The organism is Parafrankia sp. BMG5.11 (assembly GCF_004337455.1).
In genome coordinates this window covers 1-24167 of sequence record NZ_SJXI01000132.1, presented here as the reverse complement: position 1 = coordinate 24167, position 24167 = coordinate 1, and the positions used below count along the sequence as shown (strand labels likewise).

At 66.8% G+C, this 24167-nt stretch carries 21 protein-coding genes and 3 pseudogenes; 9 read left to right on the top strand and 15 right to left on the bottom strand.

Features of this window, described 5'->3' with window-relative positions; translation table 11 throughout:
• Positions 1-202: 202 nt before the first annotated feature.
• Positions 203-1291 carry an IS630 family transposase gene (locus E0504_RS46690; RefSeq protein ID WP_131627718.1) on the top strand — a complete coding sequence of 363 codons (1089 nt, stop codon included), beginning with the start codon at positions 203-205 and terminating at the stop codon, positions 1289-1291.
• Here E0504_RS46690 and E0504_RS46685 read toward each other — a convergent pair.
• The 7 genes and pseudogenes from E0504_RS46685 to E0504_RS54780 form a co-directional block, all read right to left on the bottom strand.
• Positions 1258-1560, bottom strand: coding sequence for a hypothetical protein (locus E0504_RS46685; RefSeq protein WP_131627716.1), 303 nt, complete (start codon positions 1558-1560; stop codon positions 1258-1260). The two genes, E0504_RS46690 and E0504_RS46685, sit on opposite strands and share 34 nt — an antisense overlap.
• 95 nt (positions 1561-1655) lie before the next feature.
• Positions 1656-2123, bottom strand: a complete 468-nt coding sequence (locus E0504_RS46680) for an SRPBCC domain-containing protein (RefSeq protein ID WP_131627714.1) — start codon at positions 2121-2123, stop codon at positions 1656-1658.
• A complete protein-coding gene (locus tag E0504_RS46675) occupies positions 2120-2491 on the bottom strand; it encodes a helix-turn-helix transcriptional regulator (protein WP_131627712.1) in 372 nt (123 codons plus the stop codon). Before E0504_RS46675 ends, E0504_RS46680 begins: the two co-directional genes overlap by 4 nt.
• The gene (locus E0504_RS46670; RefSeq protein WP_131627710.1) at positions 2488-3042 is read right to left on the bottom strand and encodes a TIGR03086 family metal-binding protein; all 555 of its coding nucleotides are present in this window, start codon (positions 3040-3042) and stop codon (positions 2488-2490) included. Before E0504_RS46670 ends, E0504_RS46675 begins: the two co-directional genes overlap by 4 nt.
• 152 nt (positions 3043-3194) lie before the next feature.
• Positions 3195-4454, bottom strand: coding sequence for an RNA polymerase sigma factor (locus E0504_RS46665; protein ID WP_131627708.1), 1260 nt, complete (start codon positions 4452-4454; stop codon positions 3195-3197).
• A gap of 34 nt (positions 4455-4488) precedes the next feature.
• A complete protein-coding gene (locus E0504_RS46660; protein ID WP_131627706.1) occupies positions 4489-4848 on the bottom strand; it encodes a YciI family protein in 360 nt (119 codons plus the stop codon).
• 176 nt (positions 4849-5024) lie between these two features.
• A pseudogene (locus E0504_RS54780) lies at positions 5025-5622 on the bottom strand (flavoprotein); the annotation flags it as partial.
• On the opposite strand from E0504_RS54780, the gene E0504_RS46650 reads away from it, so the two are divergent.
• The gene (locus tag E0504_RS46650; RefSeq protein ID WP_207974712.1) at positions 5557-5721 is read left to right on the top strand and encodes a hypothetical protein; all 165 of its coding nucleotides are present in this window, start codon (positions 5557-5559) and stop codon (positions 5719-5721) included. The pseudogene E0504_RS54780 and the gene E0504_RS46650 sit on opposite strands and share 66 nt — an antisense overlap.
• Before the next feature lie 343 nt (positions 5722-6064).
• Positions 6065-7573: a SulP family inorganic anion transporter gene (locus E0504_RS46645; protein ID WP_131627702.1), complete on the top strand. Its 1509-nt coding sequence runs from the start codon at positions 6065-6067 to the stop codon at positions 7571-7573.
• A gap of 219 nt (positions 7574-7792) precedes the next feature.
• Here E0504_RS46645 and E0504_RS46640 read toward each other — a convergent pair.
• The 3 genes and pseudogenes from E0504_RS46640 to E0504_RS46630 all read right to left on the bottom strand — a co-directional run.
• Positions 7793-8905: pseudogene (locus E0504_RS46640) on the bottom strand (wax ester/triacylglycerol synthase domain-containing protein); the annotation flags it as partial.
• Between the two features lie 446 nt (positions 8906-9351).
• A complete protein-coding gene (locus E0504_RS46635; protein WP_243657953.1) occupies positions 9352-10530 on the bottom strand; it encodes an acyltransferase in 1179 nt (392 codons plus the stop codon).
• Positions 10531-10885: 355 nt separating this feature from the next.
• The gene (locus E0504_RS46630; RefSeq protein ID WP_131627700.1) at positions 10886-11389 is read right to left on the bottom strand and encodes a nuclear transport factor 2 family protein; all 504 of its coding nucleotides are present in this window, start codon (positions 11387-11389) and stop codon (positions 10886-10888) included.
• Positions 11390-12139: 750 nt separating this feature from the next.
• On the opposite strand from E0504_RS46630, the gene E0504_RS46625 reads away from it, so the two are divergent.
• Positions 12140-13117 (top strand): NAD-dependent epimerase/dehydratase family protein, encoded by a 978-nt coding sequence (locus E0504_RS46625; protein WP_131627698.1) that lies wholly within the window; start codon positions 12140-12142, stop codon positions 13115-13117.
• A gap of 596 nt (positions 13118-13713) precedes the next feature.
• Here the strand turns inward: E0504_RS46625 and E0504_RS54775 are convergent.
• Positions 13714-14051: pseudogene (locus tag E0504_RS54775) on the bottom strand (transposase); the annotation flags it as partial.
• A gap of 22 nt (positions 14052-14073) precedes the next feature.
• Between E0504_RS54775 and E0504_RS54770 the strand changes: the two are divergent.
• Positions 14074-14550: a transposase gene (locus tag E0504_RS54770; RefSeq protein ID WP_131627694.1), complete on the top strand. Its 477-nt coding sequence runs from the start codon at positions 14074-14076 to the stop codon at positions 14548-14550.
• A gap of 49 nt (positions 14551-14599) precedes the next feature.
• On the opposite strand, the gene E0504_RS46605 is transcribed toward E0504_RS54770, so the two are convergent.
• Together E0504_RS46605 and E0504_RS46600 are read right to left on the bottom strand one after the other, a co-directional pair.
• On the bottom strand, positions 14600-15031 hold the full coding sequence (locus tag E0504_RS46605; RefSeq protein ID WP_243657952.1) for a MerR family transcriptional regulator: 432 nt from the start codon (positions 15029-15031) through the stop codon (positions 14600-14602).
• Positions 15032-15746: 715 nt separating this feature from the next.
• Positions 15747-16937 (bottom strand): hypothetical protein, encoded by a 1191-nt coding sequence (locus tag E0504_RS46600; protein WP_131627690.1) that lies wholly within the window; start codon positions 16935-16937, stop codon positions 15747-15749.
• Between the two features lie 439 nt (positions 16938-17376).
• Between E0504_RS46600 and E0504_RS46595 the strand changes: the two genes are divergently transcribed.
• The 4 genes from E0504_RS46595 (at position 17377) to E0504_RS46580 (ending at position 21161) form a co-directional block, all read left to right on the top strand.
• Positions 17377-17631 (top strand): acyl carrier protein, encoded by a 255-nt coding sequence (locus tag E0504_RS46595; RefSeq protein WP_243657951.1) that lies wholly within the window; start codon positions 17377-17379, stop codon positions 17629-17631.
• Positions 17632-17723: 92 nt separating this feature from the next.
• Positions 17724-18350, top strand: a complete 627-nt coding sequence (locus tag E0504_RS46590) for a serine O-acetyltransferase (protein WP_243657950.1) — start codon at positions 17724-17726, stop codon at positions 18348-18350.
• Positions 18347-20230, top strand: coding sequence for an HAD family hydrolase (locus E0504_RS46585; RefSeq protein ID WP_131627686.1), 1884 nt, complete (start codon positions 18347-18349; stop codon positions 20228-20230). The genes E0504_RS46590 and E0504_RS46585 overlap by 4 nt, the downstream gene beginning before the upstream one ends.
• Positions 20231-20384: 154 nt before the next feature.
• Complete coding sequence (locus tag E0504_RS46580) at positions 20385-21161, top strand: SDR family NAD(P)-dependent oxidoreductase (protein ID WP_207974711.1); 777 nt, start codon at positions 20385-20387, stop codon at positions 21159-21161.
• A 340-nt stretch (positions 21162-21501) separates the two neighbouring features.
• Here E0504_RS46580 and E0504_RS46575 read toward each other — a convergent pair whose 3' ends face one another.
• The gene (locus E0504_RS46575) at positions 21502-22389 is read right to left on the bottom strand and encodes a glycoside hydrolase family 26 protein (protein ID WP_243657949.1); all 888 of its coding nucleotides are present in this window, start codon (positions 22387-22389) and stop codon (positions 21502-21504) included.
• A 1206-nt stretch (positions 22390-23595) separates the two neighbouring features.
• The coding region (locus E0504_RS46570; RefSeq protein ID WP_165938848.1) for a cellulase family glycosylhydrolase at positions 23596-24167 on the bottom strand (572 nt) is incomplete at its 5' end.

Here is a 24167-nt window from a genome sequence, read left to right as displayed (position 1 = left end):
CGTCGGTGTCGCTCCCGCTGCGAACCGGTCAGCCGCGGCCAACCGAACCCGCTCCCGTTCCACCTGCCCGGCGGGCGTCAACCCGCCACCCGTCGCATACCTCATAGCAAAAGATGTACCCGCCCACCACCAGCCATCACCAGACCCATTAACACCACACATTAATCGTCAGTAGTTGTTTTTCAGATCATATGCTGGGTGCATGCCTGGGCCGCGCGCGGTACTGATCGAGCTTTCCGACGACGAGCGAAGGGTGCTCGAGGGTTGGGTGCGTCGACCGAAGACGTCGCAGGCGTTGGCTCAGCGGTCGAGGATTGTGTTGACCTGCGCGGCGGGCGGGACGAATGGGCAGGTCGCGGCGGCTGTCGGGGTGTCGCTGCCGACGGTGGCGAAGTGGCGTAGGCGGTTCGCGGCCGATCGGTTGGAGGGGTTGGTTGATGAGTCGCGGCCGGGCCGGCCTCGGACGGTTTCCGACGACCAGGTCGATGAGGTGATCACTCGTACGTTGGAAGGGGCGCCGTCCAACGGAGACACCCACTGGTCGACCCGGTCGATGGCGAGGGCGTCGGGGTTGTCACAGTCGACGGTGTCGCGAATGTGGCGTGCGTTCGGCCTGAAACCGCATCTGGTCGAGACGTGGAAACTTTCGACGGATCCGCAGTTTGTGGAGAAGGTCCGCGATGTGGTCGGGGTATATCTCGACCCGCCCGAGAAGGCAATCGTTCTCTGTGTCGACGAGAAAAGTCAGATTCAGGCTTTGGATCGCACGGCGCCGGTGTTGCCGTTGATGCCGGGGACGCCGGCGCGGATGACCCACGACTATGTGCGTAACGGCACGACCAGCCTGTTCGCGGCGTTGGATCCCAGGTCAGGGGCTGTGATCGCCCAGTCTTACCGGCGGCACCGCCATCAGGAGTTCCTCCGATTCCTGAAGCTGATAGACGCCTCGGTACCCAAGGAATACGACCTGCACCTGATCCTCGACAACTATGCCACCCACAAGACCCCGGCGGTGAAGAACTGGCTGCTACGCCACCCGAGATTCCACCTGCACTTCACCCCCACCTCGTCGTCGTGGATGAACCTCGTCGAACGCTGGTTCGGTGAACTGACCAATCGTAAACTCCGCCGTTCCACCCACCGCAGTGTCGTCGAACTCGAGGCCGACATCCGCAAGTGGATCAACAATTGGAACAAGGATCCCAGGCCATTCGTCTGGACCAAGACCGCCGATCAGATCCTCGAGACCCTCGCCGCCTACTGCGAACGAATTAACGACTCGGGACAATAGCGTGGTCGTGGCGAGGACGGTGCGGCCGGTGGCCCGGAGACGAAGTCGAATGCTTCGGCGAGCAGGCTGGTCCAGTCGTCGAGCATTCCGGCTGGCACGGCCGCCCATTCTCGGAAGGTCCGCCCGGCGGGGGCGAAGGGTTCGGCGGTGCCGTCGGCGAAGAGTTCCTGGACCTTGCTGGCGGGCAGTTTGACGAGCAGCCGGCCGGTCCGGGTGTCGTAGGAGGCGAAGAAGGCTCCGTCGGTCCGTAGGCAGGGCAGGCTCATCATCGTCGACCTGCTGACCCCGGGGCGTGCCAGGAGCGGTTCGGTGAGGCGCTGGTAGTCGTCGCGACCTGGTGTCGTGTCTGGGGGCCGGATTGGATTCACCGTCCGGCCAGTTCGGCTGGGGTGGGTACGCGCTGGTCGATGTATGGGTCGGGTCCGGGGTCGCTGCCGATGGCGGTGGTGGCGAGCCGAGCGAGGTAGTGGGTCCAGCCGCCGCTGTGGGCGTCGGCCATGGGACCTGCGAGGCCGTGGTGGACCAGGCGCAGCCGGGTCCCGCCGGGGGTGGCGGCGAGGTCTATCTCGACGGTCGTCGACCGGGGCGGGACGTGGACCTCGGCGCGTTCCCAGCCGTAGGTGAACACCAGCCGCCGGGGTGGGACGGCTTCGATGACCTGTCCGGTGCACACGTCGCCGTTGGCGTGCCGCCAGCGCACGACCCCGCCGGGCCGGGGGTCGATCTCGGCTTCGTCGGCGAGCCAGCGGACCAGCAGCGCCGGGTCGGTGAGCAGCTCGTAGACGAGGGCGACGGGCGCGTCGATCGTGATCTCCTTGACGACGAGTTTCACGCCGTGTCCCGCTGCGGGGTCCGCTCGGCGGCCATGGTCTCGGCGGTGGCTTTCAGCGCGGCGAGGCGGTCGTCCCAGAACTCGTCGAGGATGGCGCGGACCTCGCGCAAACGGGCGTGGTCGAGTTGGTAGAGGCGGGTGGTTTTCTCGGCTCGGACTGTGAGCAGGCCGGCTTCGCGTAGGACCTTGAGGTGGCGGCTGGCGTCGGGTCCGGATGTCCCGGCGGCCTCTGCGAGTTCGGTGGCCGTGCGTTCGCCGCCGAGCACGAGCCGGAGCATCTCCCGGCGGCGGGCGTGAGCCAGGGCGCGTAGCGCGGCGTCGACGTGGCCCGCCTCGGTCGCCGGGTCAGCCGGGCTGGTTGCGGTCACGGCTGGCGGCCCATCGCGCCGAGCAGCCGGTCCTGCAACGGGGCCTCGCTCGGCACCGCGACCTGCGGGCCGATCAGACCGGCCCGCCGGCCGCGTTCGGGCATCTCGGGGATGAACATATCCCAGCAGGCTCGGACCAGGTCGGGGTCGAGGTGGGTGTCCTGCCCGGTGGCGGTAGCGAGGTCCCAGCTGTGGACCAGGACGTCCATGAACGTGCCGGCCAGCGCCTCGCCGACGCTCCACTCGAACCCCAGCGGCGACATGCAGCGGCGCTCCGTCACGCCCGGCTGCGCCACCGCGTCGAGCACCGTGGCGACACCCGTGGCGAACCGGTCCGTGCCGGCCCGGACGGGCGGCTCGCCAGGCTGGCCGCCGGTGGCAGCGGCCAGTAGGTAGCCGGTGCCGCCGACGAGGTGGTCGACCACGTCCTGCACGGTCCACTTTGCGCACGGCGTCGGCCCGGTCAGGTGTTCCGACCGCACTCCCGTCATGATCTTCGCGGCGTGGATGCCGGCCTGGCGGTACAGGTCTACAGCGGCGGTCGTCGTCACACCCATCTCCTTCACATGATTGTTATTTAACAAGTATCGCAATCAGAGCGGGTGCGCAAGCGTCATCCCGCAACCGGCACGGTGAGGTTCGGCGCGACCGCCGGGCGGTGCGGTCGCGCCGCCTGCGGCGGCCCCGCGCAGCGCCTGTCCGGTCAGTCCGCGGCGTCGGCGGGTGAGCTCGGCTGGCCGAGGCGGGCGGCCCGCAGCGCGAGGTAGCGCTGCTCGGGCAGGCTCGCGGTCTTCCTCGCCGCCCGCAGGTAGTACTCCCGCGCCGCAGCCCGGTCGCCGGCGCGCTCGAGCAGGTGCGCCCGTACCGCGTCCACGCGGTGGGTGTTCGCCGTCCGCTGGTCGCCGTCGAGAGTGCCGAGCAGCGCGAGCCCGGCCCACGGGCCGTGCACCATGGCCAGCGCGACCGCCCGACTGAGGGTGACCAGCGGTCCGGGTGCCACCTGGGTGAGCACGTCGTAGAGCGCGAGGATCTGCGGCCAGTCGGTCTCCTCAGCGGTCAGGGCCTCGTCGTGGACCGCTGCGACCGCGGCCTGGAGCTGATAGGGCCCGACCGGGCCCCTACCCAGGGTCCGGGTGAGCAACGCCTGGCCTTCGGCGATCGCGGCGGCGTCCCACAGCTCCCGGCGCTGCTCCGCGAGCGGCACGATCGAGCCATCCGCGTCGGTCCTGGCCGCCCGCCGCGCGTCGGTGAGCAGCATCAGCGCGAGCAGCCCGGCGACCTCGCCCTCCCCGGGCAGCAGCCGGTGCAGCAGACGCGTCAGCCGAACGGCCTCGGCGGTCAGGTCAGCCCGGTTCAGCTCCGGTCCCGAGCTGGCGGTGTACCCCTCGTTGAACACCAAGTACAGCACGTGCAGCACCACGCCGAGCCGCTCAGACCAGGCCGGCTGCGGCGGCAGCTCGAACCGGGCCCCAGCGCTCCTGATCCGCTGCTTGGCCCGCGTGACACGCTTGGCCATCGCCGCCTCGGGGACCAGGAACGCCGAAGCGACCTGCGCGGTCGTCAGGCCGCCGACCGCCCGCAACGTGAGCGCGAGCTGCGACGGCGGCGACAGCGCGGGATGACAGCACAGGAACAGCAACACCAGCGTGTCGTCATGCTCAGCGGCTTCAGCGTCGGCGGGCTGACGCCCCGCCGGGTCCAGCGCCGCCACGCGCGCCTCGCGGCGGCGACGGGCGCTCTCACCCCGCCACCCGTCGACCAGCGACCGGCCCGCCACGGTCAGCAACCAGGCACGGGGCCGGTCGGGCACTCCCTCGGCCGGCCACCGCACCGCCGCCGCGAGCAGCGCCTCCTGCACAGCGTCCTCGCACGCGTCGAACTGGCCGTGCCGGCGCACCAGCGTGCCGAGGACCTGCTGCGCGAGCTCGCGCAGCAGGTCCTCGATCCGCCGGCCCGCACTCACCGCGCCGACGACCACCCCAGTCCGACCGGATTCCTCACAACTCTGGCGACATGTCCATAACCCGCCGGACCTCCATCGGGTACTCGGTGTACACGACGACCTGGGACGCGATCTCCACCGCTCGCTCCTCGCTCACCTCGACAAGCCAGTAGCCCGCCAGCGACTCCTTCACCTCGGCGAACGGTCCGTCGGTCGGCAGCGGCGCACCGTCACGGAAGCGGACCGTCGTGGCCAGGCTCGGGTCCAACAGCCTTTCGCTGGCCACCAGCTCACCAGCCTCCCGCAACTCGCCGTCGAGCTTCATCAACAGCTCGTGCATGCCCGCGATCCACTCCGGAGTCCGCGTCTCGGTCGCAGCGCCCAGACCCGCAAACATCATGATCATGTATTTCATCTTTCGGTCCTTTCGTCCGGCGCCCGGTCGGGCGCTTGCCCCTTTGGTCGGAGCGGGACACCGGATCTGGACGTGCCAGCCGCCAACGTTTCCGCCGTGCCGGCGGTAGGGCCTGCCGCAGGCCCGGTTCGGTGACCGGGCACACACTTCCCGCCTTTCGCTGGACGGAGGGCCCATCAGCAGCTGCTGGCGGTGGTCGGAGCACCGATCTGCACCGCTACCGGCGCGGCGTGGCGCAGCAGCCGCCTTCCGTTTCGGTGGCGTCAGGCTGGTCAAACAGGCCGGATCCGCCGCAGACTCCGGTGTCGGGGAGGGTGAGTTCGACGCGGGCGGCTGCCTGCGCGTCACCGGCGAGGGCGGCGGCGATCGAACGGACCTGCTCGTAGCCGGTGAGGGCGAGGAAGGTGGGGGCGCGGCCGTAGCTTTTCATTCCGACGAGGTAAAGGTCGGGGTCGGGGTGGGCGAGTTCGGCGGCGCCGTGTGGGTAGACGGTGCCGCAGGAGTGGACGTTGGGGTCGGTGAGGGGGCGAGCCGGACGGGGGCTTCAAGCCGCTCGTCGAGGTCCAGCCGCAGTTCGGCGGTCCAGCTGTGGTCGGGGCGCGGTCCGGTCAGGGCGACGACCTCGTGCAGGTCCTCGATGCGGCGGCCGTTGTCGGAGACGAGCGTCACCAGGCTGTCGTGCTCTTCGATGGTGTGGGTGCGGAAGCCGTGGACGACCTCGATGTGGCCGTCGGCGACCGCTGCGCGGGCGCGCAGACCGAGTGCGCCGCGGGCGTCGCCGCCGAGCGGGCCCGGCTGGGCGTAGGTCCCGGAGGTGATGTCTGGACGGTCGCCTCGATCTCGGCGGCCCGGCGAGCGCTGTCAGAACTGTGACGCCGTCACGTTGTGGAGGCGGCGTGCTCCGGCTCGGGTGGGTTAACACGGCTGTCATGGTCGACATCCCAGCCAGCGTGGGCGTTGGCGCGAGTCGTCGATCAGGACCGCCACGCGGTGACTCTGCGATCCATCTGTTCCGCGAGCGACGCGCTGCGGACCCGCTGACCTGCTTCCACGCCCATATGACGGGAGTGGCCCATCCGACAGGTCGGTCAACTCTACCGTTACGTTAGAGTTGGTTTGTGGACGTCGCCACGCCCGCAGCCTGAAGTGACTCCGTTCCGTATGGTCGACGACCCTGCCGCGGCTTGGCTTCGCGTATCGCCGAGTGTCCACTCGTATGCGAGGAGTAGTTTTGTTGTCTTCTGATGTTGGTCGGGCCGCGGTGTGGGGGCGTTTCAAGGCGGCGTGGCTGGCGAATCCCACCGCGGATCTGCTGGCTGGTCTGGTGGTCGCGCTGGCGCTGATCCCCGAGGCGATCTCGTTCTCGGTCATCGCGGGGGTGGATCCGAAGGTGGGTCTCTACGCCTCGTTCTCGATGGCAGTCATCATCGCGATCACAGGTGGCCGTCCGGCGATGATCTCGGCGGCAACCGCGTCGATGGCGCTGGTCATGGTGCCCCTTGTCCGGGAACACGGGGTCGAGTACCTCTTCGCGACGACGGTGGTGACCGGCGTGGTGCAGATCGTTCTCGGGCTGGTCGGGGCGGGGCGGCTGATGCGGTTCGTGCCGCGTCCGGTCATGGTGGGGTTCGTCAACGCGCTCGCGATCCTCATCTTCCTCGCCCAGCTCCCCCATATCGTCGGCGAGACATGGGTTGTCTACCCGATGATCGCGGCTGGACTTGTGGTGATCTATCTCTTCCCTCGGCTCATCCGAGTCGTGCCGGCGCCGCTGGTGGCCATCATCGGTATCGCCGTGGTGGCGACCGTCGGTCACATCGAGGTACCGACCGTCGGCGACATGGGCGATCTCCCCGACGCGCTGCCGGTTCTGGGACTGCCCAGCGTTCCGTTCTCGTGGGCGACTCTCCGTATCGTCGCTCCGTACGCGTTCACTCTTGCCGCGGTGGGCCTGCTGGAGTCTCTGCTGACCGCGCAGATCGTGGATGACATGACCGACACCCGCTCGGACAAGGACGCCGAGTGCCGCGGCCAGGGACTGGCGAACATCGGCACTGGCTTCCTCGGCGGCATGGCGGGCTGCGCCATGATCGGGCAGTCGATCATCAACGTGAAGTCCGGTGGACGGACGCGCCTGTCGACCTTCGTCGCGGGACTGTTCCTGCTGATCCTCGTCACCGTACTCGGTGACATTGTCTCCGTCATCCCGATGGCAGCGCTCGTCGCCGTCATGATCATGGTTTCGATCAGCACCTTTGACTGGGCGAGCATCAGCCTGCGGGCGCTACGGGCCGTTCCGCGCAGCGAGACCCTGGTCATGGTGGTCACCGTCGTCGTGGTGGTCGCGACGGACAACCTCGCACTCGGGGTGCTGGCCGGAGCGTTGCTGGGAGCGGTGTTCTTCGCTCGCCGGGTCGCTCAGATCGTTCAGGTGACCGACGTCCTCGACCCCGACGGCGGCATCCGTGTGTATGCGCTGACCGGGGACTTGTTCTTCGCCTCGACCAACGAACTCGTTCACTCCTTCGACTACGCCGATCTCATTCCCAAGGTCGTCATCGACCTCACCGACGCGCACATCTGGGACACCTCTGCCGTCGCCGCCCTCGACGCGGTCGCGGCGAAGTACCGCGGTCGCGGTGTCGACGTCGAGATGATCGGTCTGAACGAGGCCAGCTCCGACCTGCACGGGCGCACCGCTGGACAGTTTGCCGCCCACCGCTGACCGGTCTCGTGAGGCCGGGTTATCCCCACCCGATCGGCGAGCGGGGATAACCGGCCGGCTCGATCCGTCGGCGGACAGCCCCAGCGCGACCTCGAGGACACGCAGCTCGGCCAGCCACCGCTGGGCGGGATCCGCCAGCCCATGCAGGGCGCCGCTGATCGCCGCACCGACGCTGGCGACACCATCGACACCACCGAGATGGAACGCGAGGCGCTGCCCCGCGAACAGTGACGGTATTGGCACAGCATGATGCAGGGGGCGGCCGGCCACCGAGAGGGGGCCCGACGGTGTGAACACGTTCGACAGGGACAGCGCCGCCGAGCGGGTGCCGAGCCCTCTGGCGAGCACGTGCCGGCGCAGCCGTGCGGGCAGCGCGTCGAAGAGAAGCCGTTCGCCTATCCCGAGATGGCCGCCTCGTTTCAGTTGCACTGTATGGGCCCGGACGGCGGCCAGCCGCTCGACCGGGGCTTCTACCGAGCAGGGGAGGAGAACGCGGGCACCCGCCACGTAGTTGCCGAGCAGTCGGTGTTCGGCCGGCCGCCTGGTGCTGACCGCCATCGTGGCGCCCACATCCGCGCTCGGCCCGTCGTCGTCCGCCAGCCATGTGCGCAGGGCGCCGGCGAGGGCGGCCAGGAACACGTCGTTGACCGTCGCGCCACCCGCCAGCCCGATCGCCTGGAGCCGCTGCAGGGGAGTCGACACCCACGAGTGGGTCATTCCACCCGTGGGTCCAGTGAGCGCCGCCGGTGCGGGTGTCGGCGCCAGCCATTGTCCGGTTCGGTGGATCGCGGCGCCCAGCGCCCGTGGGCCGGGGCGGCCCTGCGGGTGCCATCGCGCTGGTTCCGTACCGTACGACGGTGCCGAATCGGCGCCGAACAGTGTCGTGATCATCAGGTTCTTCGCCGCGCCATCCTGGTGTACGTGGCTGGCGCGGTACAGCAGGGCAAAGCCGTCGTCCTGTCCGTTTAGCAGCCACAGCTGCCAGGGTGGCGCGGATACCGGCACCGGCGATCCGACGAGTTCGCCCAGGGCGGCCCGCAGCCCCGCGCGCCCGCCGCCCGGCGGCAGCAGCCGTTCCCGGACGAGATCGTCGATGGTGAGGTCGGGGTCGACCGTCCAGCCCCACCGCGCGTGCCGGCCTGGCAGACGCACGATGCGCTGCCGCAGGAGGTCCGGGAGGACCTTGATCCGCTCGGCGACGAAATCCCGCAGCTCTTCCAGACTCAGTGACGGGCCTTCGGCGAGAAGCAGGGTGCACACGTTGAGCGGCATTCCTGGATAGGTCGCCTGATAGTCGAGCAATGCATGGTCCACAGCACTGAGGGGAAGCATTTTTCCGTCCATACGAACGCTGTTCTCCCTGTCGGTCGGATTGCTCGAATCTGCCGGGTGCGGAGGGAAAACGCAGGTTGGTCCTGACGATTCGGATCTGTCGATCAACCGTCGGATGGCAAACCAGGGTAATGAGCCACCATCAGGGCTACCCTTCCCCCGCGTAAGGGTTACGGCAGTATCGCGGGCTCGATCGAGCCTCGGCAAATCCAGGCGAGACGGGGGGCCAGCCCGGCGGTCACGGCATCACACCTGCGCGGCCGGGGATGCGACCGGTCCTCTTCGGTCTCCGCGGGATCCTGCCTGTTGGCAGCGCCGTATGGCCCTGTGCCGTGGTCGGACGTCAGGATCCGCTGTGGTGGCGCCGGCGCGGCGTCGTGCCCCTATACCGGGGTGGATATCGACTGGTCACGTCGTCGAAGAGCGCTGCTTCGCGGATCCGTTTGTCAGCGCTGTCCGCTTTCCGCGGCAGGCTGTGCGCTAGCCCGCCACGGTCGCAGCCAGGATGGCGCCGGCGCCGATTTCAGGGCGAGGGCTGGTGCTTCGACAAGGTGCCAGCTCACGGCGGCGGCAGCAGCGGAGAGGGCGATCGAAGCGACGATGTGGACGGCGACGTTGTCGTCGCCGACACCTGCTTCGAGTAGGACGAGCTGGAGGGGCCAGGAATAGATGTAGATGCCATAGGAGAGATCACGGCGTATTCCGACCCGCTCGAGGCGGCGGCCGGTGCCCGCCCGCAGAAGGAGATAGGCCATGGGCGCGGGACCGAGGAGCAGATAGGTGGATGGGGCCATCAGCGCGATCGTGAGCAGGGCGCAGCTTGCGGCGAACAGTGGTCGGGTGAGGGGGATGCGGTCGGCGTAGAGGGACATGATCGCGCCGACGAGGAAGATCGAGGTAAAGCGGAAGGTGTAGGTGTCGGCGAGCCGGTCGGTGCCGGAGACGACGTCTGCGGCGGCCAGGATCCAGCAGGCGGAACCGAGTCCGAGGACGACTGACCGGCGCCGGCGGAGGATTCCTACCGCCCCGAGGACACCGATCATCACGTAGCACAGCGCCTCGAAGAAGAGGGTATGCAGGGAGCCATCGAGGGCACCTCCGGCGCGGAGGTCACCGATGTTGAACTGGTTCATCCGGAGCAGGGCGTTGGCGACGACGTAGGTCAGCGCTGAATCGGGCCCCGCCCAGGGGTAGCCGGAGAAGGTCTCTCGTTCGAGCCGCCACAGCAACGGGCCGATCGCGACGGCGGTCACCGCCAGGCAGATCCAGAACCCGGGCAGGATCCGTAGGAAACGGTGCCACAGGTAGCGCGCGGTCGAACGCGCCCGGAGCTGGCTCCGGGTGATCAAGAAACCGCTGAGCAGGAAGAAGCCGTCGACGGCGATCGTGCCTGCTTCCGGCCCGCCGGTCAGGTTGCGTAGCGGGTCGTCCTCGTCGTGGACGAACCCCCAGGAGTGTGAGATCACCACCATCGCCGCGAGCGTGAGTCGCAGCGCGTTGAGGTTGTTGTGTCGAGGGTCGAACGCGTGGTCCAGGGTCCGGGTGCCGGATCGGCCCGGCCGTCGTTGTCGTTGGAGGGGAAGCCGGAGGAGGTTCGGTGTTCCAGTCGGGCTGGGATCCGTCACGCGTCGCTGTCCTCTCGATCCATGTGGTTCCGGTCAGGCACCTGGCGACGTGCAGCCTGCGATTCTCATGCCTACGAGATCACTGGCCGCGCACGCCCTACTCAACCCTAACGTAAGGGTAGAGTTGCGGCCGTCCGAAGTACGCGGACACTGGGACCGAACCCTCAGCCAGCCCCTCCGCATGCACGGGAGGGGCTGGCGTGGCTGGCGGCACCGAGGGCGGGGGCCGGGGCTCCTGGTTGACACAGACGTGGGTCGGCGCGAAAGGCGAGGGCGACATGCGAGAGATGGGGCGAGGTGACGCCGCCGGACCGGGGAGTCACAGCGCTCGGTCCGGCGGCGCGATTCTGGGGCGTCAGAGCTGGACGAGCTGGTCCTCGCTCGACGCATCCCGGCTAGCCGGGATGGTAGGCCTTTTCGACATCATTTCCAGTTGCTCAACCATTCCCAGAATCCGAGTGAGACGCAGCGAGCAGATTCTCCACCGGCCGTCAGTACCCTTCCGATACTCTTCACGATAGTGTCCGTAACCATCCAGTTCTAGAACCCCGCTGGGTCCGGTGAACTTCACATAGTCGTACATCGCCCATATTCCACGAGCTGTGTCAGGTCCGCTGATCTCGATCTCCGGCATGTGGCCGTGATGGATTGTGACCGCCGCGCCGATCGCCCGCCGGATGAAGGTGATGAATTCGTCGCGGCTGTTGAGCTGTTGATCCGGGACATCGCCGAGCCACGCACAGAGATCCTCGGTGAAGACGTCGGCCCACTCGTCCCAGTTCTTCTCGTCCACCAGTCTCAGATAGCGAGCCTTGAGCTGCTTGATCTCCTCGATATCGCTGAGAGTATGGATGTCCACTTTTCCTCCTATGATTCTGAGTGGGCGGCGAGGATCATTGGTCCAGGAACATGCGGGTCGGACTGTCGCTGCTCAGTTGGGCGTGCTTCCGCCGGCCCTGGGCGCCGCACGGATATGGAAGGTGCTGCGTCGAGCATGGCCGTCGACTCAGGCCAAGTATTGATCGGTAACGCCATCGAGAATCTCCACCGCGCGACCGCCATTATCTATGCATTTCGGGCACGGTCGTTGGGTGGCATGTTCCGGAGCTTGTCCAGGATGACGGTCAAACGCCGGCGAAGCAAACTGTGGGGCATTTTCAGTGAGCGAATCCGCATGGGGGAGCCGTAACAGGGCCAAGGCGCGAGGCTGCCCTGCAGCGCCTCGCGTGCTTCTCGCGAACCAATCCCGGTCGGGACTGTTCGGCAGCCACGGTAGCCGCTGCTCTGGAGGCCATCCAATCCGGCTGACGGATTCCCGGGAATTGTGCATTCTGACCGTCAGGGCCTGCCAAGAACTCGCCGGAAACGAAAGTTCTGATGGCGAACAGGTCGGACTTCTCCCGCCGGAGCCTCGTCGTTATCGTACCGACCCGGAGTTCTGAGTAAATTTCCCGTGTCGGGTTGTCACCCATACCCGGTACCAACAGGAAGTCAGATCGTCGGCGCATATCTCCCCGGAGAGACGACTCGGATGCCGTGGCCGCGTCGGAAAAATCGGGTCGCCGTTTCGGCGAGCGCAGTCGACTGATCTCGCTATAGAGTTTTCCGGGTGCGAGTACTTGTTACTGGAGGTACGGGTAAGGTCGGCGGTGCCGTAGTCAGGGCTGCCCTGGCCGCTGGTCATGAGGTGCGGGCGCTCGTCCGAGATCTCGACAGGGCGGGTATGGACCTGCCTCCGGGAGTCGAGCTCGTACCTGGAGATGTCACAAATCCGTCTTCGCTGGCGGACGCGTGCGACGGCTGCGAGATCGTCTACAATGCTATGGGGGTACCGGAGCAGTGGTTGGCGGACCCGTCGTTGTTCGAACGGGTCAATGTGCGGGGATCGGTGAATCTCACTCGAGCCGCGGCGGCCACCGGGGTGATCCGCATGGTCCACACCAGCACGATCGATGTATTCGACGCGCCGCCAGGCGGCCATTTCGACGAGACGAATCTCGCCGTCAGAGCGAAAAGTACGGCATATGAGCGGTCGAAGCAGCAGGCCGAACGGGCCGTGCTCGCGACGGCCGGTGCCATGGAGGTAGTTTTCGCCAATTCAGCGACAGTTTACGGCCTTGGCCCGACCGGTAACGCCTCGATGGAGACACAGATGTTCCGTCCTGTACTGCACGGACTGCTACCAGCCGTCCCCTCGGGCGGGTTTGGGGTGGTCTTCACCGAGGGCCTGGCCCAGGGGCACCTGCTCGCCGCCGAACGCGGACGGTCGGGCGAGCGTTACATCCTCTGTGACGAGCATGCGACGGTGATGCACCTCGCGCGGACCGTGGCCAAGGTCGCTGGTCGTGGCCGTGCACCGGTCATCACCATTCCAACACCAGTGATGACTGCGATGGCTGTGGCGGGTGAGGCGGTCGCTAAGATCACCCGTCGACCACCACCGATCGCCCGTTGCCAGCTTCAGTACTTGCTCTGGAACGCCACGCCCGACTCATCCAAAGCGCAGAGGGAACTCGGCTGGCGTCCCACCTCTTTGTCGGAAGGCATCCGTCGGACTATCACCGAGACCGGCCTCCGTGAAGCCTGAACCCGCGAGCAGTTAGAGAGCTTGAATCCGTGGTCTCGAGCGAGTCCTGGTTATCTCCTCATTTAGTTCCCCACGAGCTGATGGTTCGCCCGGTAGCTGACGATGCGCTGCTCGCGGGTCCGGAAACCGTCTGCGAAGTCGGACCACCCTGAAGTAGTCCGTTTATTCAAATGATCGACCACCCTCCTGACTCCTTCAATCCTGGAGTAGCATTTTGTCAACTCACTCAACCACCCCATACTGATTCTCCGACTTCTCGTCGACGTCATGAGCCGCTTTTCGTGGGTGCTGCTCCCTAAAATCGGCGCAGCGCGCCCGTAGGCTCGGTTCAGATCTGTAGTACAACACCATCAAGGAAAGAGAGGCTGCGGTTTCGCAGCAGCCGTAGATTGCCCGCAGAATAAATTTCCTCATCGCTCCTCCATGCTACGAGAAAAGAAGGCTGGATGTTAATCCAGTGTCAGGGTAGCCGTATTTTGCGCAGGTCGCCACTTCGACTGAACCCAGGCTGGCGGATATTTCTACCGAGATGTTCGGCGACAGAGCCCCGTGGAGTGATGTAGGTTCGCTCGCACGCCGCCCTGTGTTCTTCGGTACTATGCGGCGGTGAGCTCGGCCGTGTCGAGAACGACCGGCGTTCTCTCTCCAGATGCGGCGCCGATGGTCTTCTTGTCGATTTTGTGCATGGCTTCCTCGGCGGGGTAGCGGCGTTCGGAGACCTGCGATACGTCGTGGGTCTCGATGAGAACGGCACCGGCGAGACGCAGGAGCGCTTCCCGGTTCGGGAATATCCCGACGACGTCCGTTCGCTGTTTGAGTTCCCGGTTCACCCGTTCGAGGGGTTGTTCGACAAGATCTTGTGCCAGTGCGGGTCGGGGAAGTCCGCGAACGCGCAGAGATCGGCTTTCGCGGTGAGCATTGTCGCGACCGTCGGGAACTTCGCCGCGAGCAGGTCGATGACGGTTGAATCTGGCTGGTGTTTGTTCATGCCTGGGCTCTTTGGGATAAGGATCCCGGGGAGGAGTGCAGGTGCGCGATCAGAACCGCCGTGTACCAAGGAGTTCCGCCGACAGATGGTGGATCTCGTGCGGGCTGGTCGGATACATCAGGAACTGGCCAAGGAATACGGACTCTCGGGCCAGTCGCTCCGTAACTGGGCCCGGGAAGCCGAACGACCAACACCCCGGCCGTTTTGCGACGACCCCAACCGTGTACTCCCGTGTCCACCAGCGTTCATACGCGCACCGTGCTGCCTGGCGCCACGTGAGGGCCAACCGCCCTCGCCCACTCCAATCATGCCTGCCGCAATGGGGAGTACCCGACGCTCGGTGCAGAGACCATGGCGTTCGATCACGGCTCAGTTGGTGGTCGAGTCCAGGCGATCCTGGACACGATGGCCAGCGCGTTCAGAGCGGGCTTCCAACGAATCGTAACGGCAACCGTCTCGGATCATGCGAGAGACCCGAGCCAAAATGGTTGGCTTCATCGGGTCTGCGGGTCATCTACCTGTTCGTGTAGCCAGTGGACGAAGCTCTCGGCGACACGAATCTGCCCGCGCAGAGCCGCGACCTTCTCCTCGGCCCGCGCGGACCATGTCCGCATTGCCTTCCGGAGCTCCTCCTGTTTGGATTCAGTTAGGCCGGGACAACGAGCGTCATCACGGAGAGTGAGTAGTTCCCGGATCTCGTCCAGGGTGAAACCGAGTGGTTTCATCTTTTTGATCAGAAGTAGCCGGTCGGTCGCGTTATCGTCGTAGAGTCGAAATCCGCCGTCGGTGCGACCCGCAGGTGTTAGCAGCCCAGCCTCTTCGTAGTAGCGAACGGTGCGCAGCGACAGCTGAACGCGTTCGGCGACTTCACCAATCTGCAGGAGAACAGCTGTCGACTGTCTTGTGGTGTGGCTTCCTTGACTCACAGGCCAGATCATCTCCTACTTTGGTGTCGATTTTGCGATGGCCACGATACGTCACTCAGGAGACTCTGAGTGGGTCCGAACCGCATATCGCGGTGGTTGGCCAGCGGAGAGGAAGGTTCCGTCCTGGAAACAACGGGACGGCATGCTAGGTCGACGTCCGACGAACCTGACCACCTGTGTCCCGTTCGGCGCACGGCTGGTGCCCGAGGCCGCGTCGGCGGTTGCCCGGGTCCCCTGGTGTCCCTGGCAACTACCGATGCCGGTGGCGTCCTCGCGCCTCCACCGCCGCGCTCGACCTCGACGCAACAGCCTCAACGCGCGGCTTGTCCTCACTGCGGCGGTGTTGGCTCCGAATTCCTTGTTTGTTCTGCATGATGAGACCGATCCTTTCGGGTGACTGTCCGGTGCTCCTGGCCTCGGGACATTCGCCGTCGAAACACCCACCTTCGGATCGGACAACATGCTGATCTGCGTAAATGAATTTCCGAATCGCTTATTGGCTTGGCGGTATTGAGGTCAACGGGTCATCGTGCGCACTGTCCTTTCGAGGGGTTTTGCTATTCGGTGATCGGTGTATTCGGGGCAGAGGAATCCTGCGAGGACGCCGGGGGTCATTCTGGCGTTCGCGATCGGCTGCTGTTCACCGGCCTGTTGGTTTTGGCTGCTACCGGGTGTCCGCCCTGGTACTGATGGCCTATCTTCTACAGGTTTCCCCTCAGGGGCGGGTCTGGCGCCGTAGTTGGATTATCCAGGTTGGGATGGTCGACCAGAACGCGATGATGTAGCCGACGATGACTCCCTTTGCCCCGCCGAGGTGGAGCCCGATGAGCGGACAGGCGAGCAGGAGCGGCGCGAACCGTAGATTGATCCGAAAGGTGAGCCGGGTCCGGCCGAGTGCGTAGAGGACGGCGGCGGGACCGACCGCGAGCGCTGGCCCTGCCTGTTGGACGATCGCGAGCCCGAGCAGGCCCCGGGTCTGGAGCCAGGTGTCGCCGAGCAGCGCCCGGCCGAACCCGTCTGGGAGGACCAGGAAGACCAACGCCCAGATCGTGCTGGACGCCACCACCACCGCGGACAGTGCGTAGGCGAGACGGCTTCTGGTCCGGAGGGGCATGTCCGGGCGGCGAGCGAACTCCGGGATGGCGAAGCTGGTCAGCGCGACCGCCAGGTTCGTGGTCGGCGCGAGCAGTGTCTGAATACCTCGCAGCGCGCCCACCAGCGATGACGATCCGAACATGCCGATGATCAGGGTGGAGGTCTGCTGCGCACCCTGCACGGTGACGTACTCGGCGGTCATGAACCCGGTTGTCTCTCGGTGAGCTGTGAACCAGCGGATAGCGCGTCTTGGATCAGGCCATGCCCGTGTCTGGGCGATGCCCAGGAGGGCGGCTACTACCGCGGCTGCACCCCAGGCCAGAACCAGGCAGGCCGCGTCAGAGCTGAAACGGGCGGGTAGCGCCGCGAAGGCAGCCACCATCGTCGTCGCCCACACGAGGTCGTTCGCGAGTGCGGCGGCTGGGCGGCCCTCGGCAAAGAACGTGTAGCGCCAGGAGTCCTGGACGAGCAGCGCGGGCATCACGATGCCCATCGCCACGAGATTCGAGCCTAGGGCGCCGGTGCTTGCCGTGCCGGCGGCGAGGAGCACCGCGCCGCTGAGGACGCCGAGGGTGAGCGCTGTGCCGCTCGCGGCGCGGGCCGCTACCCGGAAGGTGGGTGGTGAGGCGGTCGCATAGTGGATGCCGAGAGGGGTGGTCGAGGCGGCTCGCGACAGTCCCATGACCAGGGCGAAGATCGTGTAAGCGATGGCGAACGCGCCGAACTCAGTGGCGCTGACCCGTCGCGCGATGACGAAGTTGATCGCGGCGTTCGTTCCGCTGGACGCGACCTGGTCGAGGACGGTCCACATGGCCTTGGTCGCCCCCCTGCTGCGCGGCCGCGGCGCGGTGGCAAGAACAGCGGGGCCTGTCTGCCCCGGGACCATGCGACCAGGCGCGGCTGGTGTGAGGGGGGTACCGGATCCGTGGAGGGACGACGGGTAGTCGAGGACGGCCTGGCGGGCAGCAGACAGGTCGATGGTGTCGCTGTCCGCGCCTTCGTGCGGGGAGGCATCGCCGCTCGACCAGTACCTAGCCAGGGCTGGTCCGCCACCTGCTCGGACGCCACGTCCCTTCCGGCGGGGGCAGCTGGTCGAGGAGAACGCACCCCACCCGGTGGGATCGCTTCATGAGGGCAAGTCTACTCTTACGTTAGGGTCGAGTGTGTCGGCGTGTGAGGGAGCGCGACGGTTCGCCGGCCAGCTGCAGCACAAGGATCGACAACCAAGTAGAAGCCAGGGGTATGTCGACATGGACGAGGTACGCATGACTGTTGAATTGCGTCTACTTAAAATATTCCGTTCGGTTTTCGCGAACGACCACCTGGTCATCCACGACTCCACAACGGCGGGTGATGTCCCCGGCTGGGACTCGCTCGCCCACATCAACCTCATGTTCTCCATCGAGAACGAGTTCGGTGTACAGTTCACGGATGATCAGCTGATGAGCTTCGCGGACGTAGGTGAGCTGCGGCGGTTCCTGGAATCACGGACACAGGTCGCATGACGGCGCATACCTTTCCCGGGATGCCGACCGCTTGGCAGAACCCCGAACCGGGCGCGTCGTCACTTGGCGTGGACCCGTCGGCGGATTCGGTAGTGGAGGACCGAACTGGTGGCGCCGCGAGCTCTGCCGGTCTGACGACGCTCCTCCGGGAGGATCGCGACCGCCACTACGGCTCGCTGACCCACCCGGGTTTCCATGTCCTGCTGGTCTACCGGCTGGCCCGCTGGTCGATGGCTAACGGTGGCCCGGCCGCCCGCGTTGTCGGTCTGCTGTGCAAGGCCGTGAACAACCTGGTCATCCGTAACCTCTACGGCGCCGAGGTGTCCCCGCAGGCCGTGATCGGCCGCCGCGTGCTCATCGGACATCATCAGGCTGTTCAGATCCCGCCGTTCAGCGTGGTCGGTGACGACTGCATCCTCCGCCACAACGTCACGATCGGCCTCGCCGGATCGGCGTCGCCCCGTACGGCGGTCCCCCACGTCGGACGCGGCGTGGAGATCGGATCCGGCGCATGCCTGCTGGGCCCGATCACCATCGGCGACCGAGCGACGATCGGACCGGGCGCACTCGTCACGGTGGACCTTCCCCGCGAGTCGACCGCGTTCGCGCAGCCCGCCCGCATCATGCGGCCACGCCCGCCGGTCGCCACGCCCGAGCCGCGTTCCGATCGCGATGGCCAGACACGCACCGATCGCCGTGACGAGGAGCAGGAATCATGACGGCACCAGTGGCCCTCATGCGTGACGACGATGTCCGCGATGCTCTGGATCGCGCCAGCGCACTGGCGGATACCGGGGACGCCACCGGCGCGCTGCGCCTGGCCTTCCGGGCCATCGACGCCGACGCCACCCTCGCCACCTGGCTGGCCGCGGCGGGCGTGGCCCGACGTTGTCTCCCGGCCGCCGACCTGCCTCGTTCGGCCCGCGTCGCTGTGCTGGGCAGCTACACGACGACGCAGTTCGCTGCGTTGCTCCCCGTGGCGGCGGCGCGGGCGGGGGTCGCCGTCGAGGTCTACGAGGCCGGCTACGACCAGTACCAGCGCGAGATCCTCGATCCCGGCAGCGGCCTGTACCGGTTCCATCCCGACATCGTGGTACTGGCTGTTCACCACGGCACCGTGTCACTGCCCGCCCGCCCAGCGGACCCAGCCGCCGCCGACGCCGCCGTGGACGCGGAGGTGGAACGCTTCCGCGGCCTGTGGGATGCGCTGGCGACACGCTGCGAGGCACGGGTGGTCCAGCACACCGTCGCGATTCCGGCCGATGTGGCCCTCGGACACGTGGCCGCCCGGCTCCCCACCTCCCGTCTGGCGATGCTGCGCCGGTTCAACGCGGCCCTCGGCCGGGCGGCCGGCAGTACCGTGGCCGTCGTCGACTGCGAACGTCTTGCCGCCTTGGTCGGCGCCGAGTCCTGGTTCGACGCCCGCTACTGGCACCGGGCCAAGCAGGCGGTGTCGCTGGGGTGCGTCCCGCTACTCGCCCGCCACACCGGTGCGGTGATCGCAGGGCTACTCGGCCGCGGCCGCAAGTGCCTGGTCCTCGACCTGGACAACACGCTGTGGGGCGGGGTCCTCGGTGAGGACGGCCTCACCGGCATCGCGCTCGGCGCCGGACCGGTCGGGGAGGCCTTCACCGCCTTCCAGGAGTATGTTCTCGAGTTGCAAGAGCGCGGAGTTGTCCTTGCGGTCTGTTCCAAGAACAACCGCGCCGACGTCCTGGAAGCGTTCGCCCGCCACCCGGACATGCGACTGCGCACCGAGGACATCGCCGTCCTGTCAGCCGGATGGGACGACAAGCCGACCCAGATCCGGGACATCGCCGAAACCCTGCACCTCGGCCTCGACGCGCTCGTCTTCGTCGATGACAACCCCGCCGAGCGGGCCATCGTCCGCCGGATGCTCCCCGAGGTGGACGTCGTGGAGCTCCCCGAGGACCCTCACGGCTACGTCCGGGCGCTCGCTTCCTATCCCTACTTCGAGACCGCTGCGATCACCGCCGTCGACCGGAGCCGAACCGCCCAGTACCAAGCCCTCGCTCGGGCCGCCGAACTCCGCGGAGACGCCGGTGACCTGGACGCTTTCCTGCGCGACCTCGACATGACCGCGACGGTCGTGCCACTCGACGAACTCACCATTCCCCGCGTCACACAACTGATCAACAAAACCAACCAGTTCAACGTCACTGGCCGCCGTCGTGGCGAGCCGGAAGTTCGGACACTCGCCGCCGATCCCGACATCCTCACCATCTGCGTCCGGCTCACGGACCGCTTCGGTGACCACGGCCTGGTCGGGGTTCTCGCCGCGCGCGTCAGCGGACCGGTGGTTGACATCGACACCTGGCTCCTGAGCTGCCGGGTCATCGGCCGGAGCCTCGAGAACGAGATGCTGGGTCTGTTGGTCGAGGCCGCTCGGCAACGTGGCGCCCGCACGCTACGAGGCACCTACCATCCCTCCCCGAAGAACGGGCTGGTCGCGGACCTCTACCCGCGGCTCGGCTTCGAACGGACCGGCGACGACGAGGCACCCTCCACCACCTGGCGCCTGGCCCTCGACCAGGCGAAACCGCCCCCGGGCTTCATCCGGCTCGCCCCGACTCCATGAGGCGGGCCTCGGACCGCGAACCAGTGAACGGGGCGCAATCGACCACCTCAACCGTCACATACGCGTAGCTGTCGCCACAGTCGTCACCGGCGGGATCGGCGAAGCCGTCCGTGCGGGCCACTGTCGCTGGCCAGCGGGAAAAGGCGCCGACCTCATGACGTCCGCCGCAGGATCACCCATCGAAACCGCACGTGCGAACCGCGCCATGCTCGGTCTGCGTGGCCGCGGGGCGATCATCACGGGCGCATCCCACGGGATCGGCCGCGAAACAGCCCTGCGGCTCGCGGCGGCAGGCGCTGTGGTCGTCGCGACCGGACGTGACGAGCCTGCCCTGAGATCTCTGGCCATCGAGGCCGAGTGCACAGGCGGTGTCATCCACCCGCACCGCGCAGACCTTACCGATCAAGCCGATCGTGATCGACTATCGGCCGCCGCACGGCGTCAGGTAGGCCTCGTGTCCATTCTTGTGCATTCAGCCGGGGTCCACCGACGCGATCCTCTCGCCCACGCCCCCGTCGCTCACCTCGACGAGCAGTTCGCGGTCAACGTGCGCGCCCCCTACGCACTGACCCAGACACTCCTTCCCGATCTCATCGCGGCGCACGGTGACGTCGTCTTCATCAACTCGACCCAAGGCCTGTCCGCGGCGGCCGGCGTCGGTCAGTACGCGGCCACCAAGCACGCACTCCGCGCGGTCGCCGACGCGCTGCGCGCCGAAATTGCCGACACGGGAGTGCGAGTATGCAGCATCTTCCCTGGCCGAACGGCGACGCCGATGCAGGAACAGATATTCCGCGACGAGGGACGACCGTGGAACCCTGATCTGCTCGTACATCCTCGAGACATCGCGAACCTGGTTGTGGCCGCTGTGGCGCTACCCGCCGGAACTGAGATCTCGGAGGTCGTGATACGACCCGCGCGCAAGCTGTGACCGCGGATCTGTCAACCGCCGCCCGTCCGGCCGGACCACTCTCACCCATGCCAACGGTCCCGCGGCATGGCCCCCAGCCCGGTGAAGATCATGGCCGCGCGCAGTGCGTCGCGCGGGCGACCTGCCGCCAGTTTGCGCGTCACGAGAACAGAGAGAGCGTGGCGGCGCACATGGCCAGCTGCTCGGTTCAGCGGACCGGCAGCGGAAGCCACGGAGATCAAAAAGCGGTCGGTGGAGTTCCGGCGCTACGACTGCGTGCTGGAACCCACTCCGACTGCGTTCTCCAATGCGGCGTTCTCCCGTGCGCCCAGCACAGCGCGCACGCGCTCCTTCCGGGAACTCAGCGGTTCGCGGCGGCAGCCGGCCGGGCGCCGAAGAGTTCCAGGTACTTCTGGGCGGCGACCGGGTTCAGCGGCGGGTTGATCAGCGAGGACCGCACATTTCGCGGGTCCGCGGTGCTGAAATACGCCTCGTAGGCGAGGATGTCCTGGTTCCGCCCGAACAGGTCGTACATCTTCTCCACGTAAAGCGGATTGTCACCGCCGCCGTGGTCGTCCGCCCGGACGAGACCCCATTCCGGCACCGCGAACTGCTTTCCGTGAGTCCGCGCGAACCAGGCGACCGTGCAGGCCCCCGACTGCATAGCGCACTGCTGGTCGAAGTCCTCCCGGGTCCGCGATGGGGGATAGGAGTCGTAGGCGTCACTGCTGACGATGTCCACGTACTCGTCCCCGGGATAGGCCGCCCACACATCATCGCCGTTGGGCATCCGGTCGCGGTGCGCGCTCACGTTGAAGTCGATCCGCACGGCGGGCGCGGTGGACCGGATCTGCGTCACGGCCCGAGCGAAACAGGCCTTCCACGTCCCGGTGTCCCGTGGATACCACCAGAACCAGTCTCCGTTGAACTCCCAGCCCAGGCGCACGATCGCGTCCGGCCGGCCGTTGCGGGCCAGGGTCTGGCCGAAGCCGGCCCAGTAGGCGTCGTAGTCGCCGCGGGCACAGGCGTTCTCGTTGCCCGTCTTCGGAAAGAGCGGCTGGGCGACCGAGAGCAGCCCGGAGTAGGACTCCGGCCGGAAGTCCGACATCGGCCAGTCGTTGAAGGCGATGTTCTCCCAGTTGTTCCGTGTCGTGAAGACGACCGCGACGTCCGCTGGACGGCTGGTCCAGGCCTCCCAGGCGCGGATGTCCAGCGGCGGGTTCGCGTTCGCCCCAGACGGCCACCGCACCCCGGGCGGAACCGGCCCTTTCGCGCTCAGCGCCGGCTTCCCTGGAGCCGGCGGGACAGGCGGGGCTTCGGGTGCTGGCGCCACCGCCGCTTTCCCGGGACCATCCGAGCCTCCGATGAGCGTCGTCAACCCAACCGCGCCAAAGATCACCGCTCCCGCGACGGCGGCTCCCACCGCGGACCGCCGCCTCCATCGCCGTGAACCACTATTGGCAGCGTCGGCCGAAGCCCCGTCGCCGGTGCTGGGATCTGCCGCATCCCCGCCGCTCGTGCCGGGGCTGGCCGCGGACTCGTCGCTGATGCCGAAGCCTGCCGCATTCTTGCCGCTTATGCCGGGCCCAGCCACTTCCCCGTCGTTCACCTCGGAGACCGCCGCATTCCGGTCGTCCTCGACACGGCCTGCCGCGCCCCGATCTTTCTCGGCCGCTGGCTGCACGGTTCCTGCTCTGTGACGCCGCACGCCCTTCCCCCATCAAGCTCCACCCGCCTACCACCCGTCCAGACCCTCCTGGCTGGGAGGCGTCCGATCGGGCAGCCCCTCTACCAGTCGGCACCGGCCTGTCGTCGCAATCTGATTACGGTGCCGACCCCCCAAACACCCGGAGAATTGCCCATGTTCATCTCTTCGTGCTACTAGATGCGAAACTGGTACTCCGCACCTGACCGATCTCTTCAGCTACCCGGGTGATCTTCCGATGGGTAGCAGTAACGGGTAGCTATACAAACCTCAGCGTGACCGTCGTCTGATCTCCGCCGCGACCCTGCACAGCGATCTCGCATCGGTACGGTGACTGTCCGCGGTCTCGTTGTGCGGCTGTGCGGACAGCAGTGTGAAGACCGGCCCAGGACCCGCGAACAAGGCTGCCCGTCCTACATGACTCGGCGGTTAAGTCGCCATCCTGACCTTCGGCTGCAGGGGCGATCGAAGATTTGCCGATGTGGGGGCTGTCCGAGTTTTCGATCGCGTCGACAGTCGCCCGGAGACTGGTAGCGCAGAAATTTGTGCCGGTGCGGAGGTTCGTGAACCGGGTTTTGCCGCCAGGATCATCTCGCCGGGCCGGTATGTTCGCCTGCGACATCGCATCTCAACGCCGGGGAACTGCCGGGATCCCATCGCATCCTGCGTTTTGAACAGATCAACCTTCGGCGGATTGTCTCTGATTTCCCGGTTCACGGCTGCGGCTGACTGAGAGAGCAGGGCAAAAAGTTACCCTGCGGTTGTCGGGGAAGGCGCGACCGCGGGCTCACCGAACAGTTCGTGGTAGCGCAGCGCGGCTTTCGGATTGAGGTCGAGCGCGAGAGCCGACTGCACGTTCTCTGCTTCCTGGGCGCCAGCGCTGTAGTACGCTTCGTAGGAGAGGATATCCTGGTTGGCCGTGAACAGTTCATGCATCTTCTCGACGTAGTACGGGTTGTCCCCGCCGCCGCCGTTCCTGTGGTCCATCCCCCACTCGGGCACCGCGAACTTCTTGCCATGCTGCCGGGCAAACCGGGCGACGGTGCACGCTCCCGAGTCGCTGTTGCAGTTGTCGTTGAAGGTTTCCTGAGTTGTGGACGCCGGGTACGAGTCGTACGCGTCGATACTCACGATGTCGACGACGTCGTCTCCGGGGTAGGCGTCCCAGACACTGCCGCCGTTCGGCATCCGGTTCTGGTGCCCGGTCATGTTCCAGTCGATCCGCACGTTCGGCGACGTGCTTCGGATCGCCGTGACGACCTGTCGGAAGCACTGTTTCCACACCGCAGTGTCCCGTGGATACTGAAGATTAACGTGTGAAG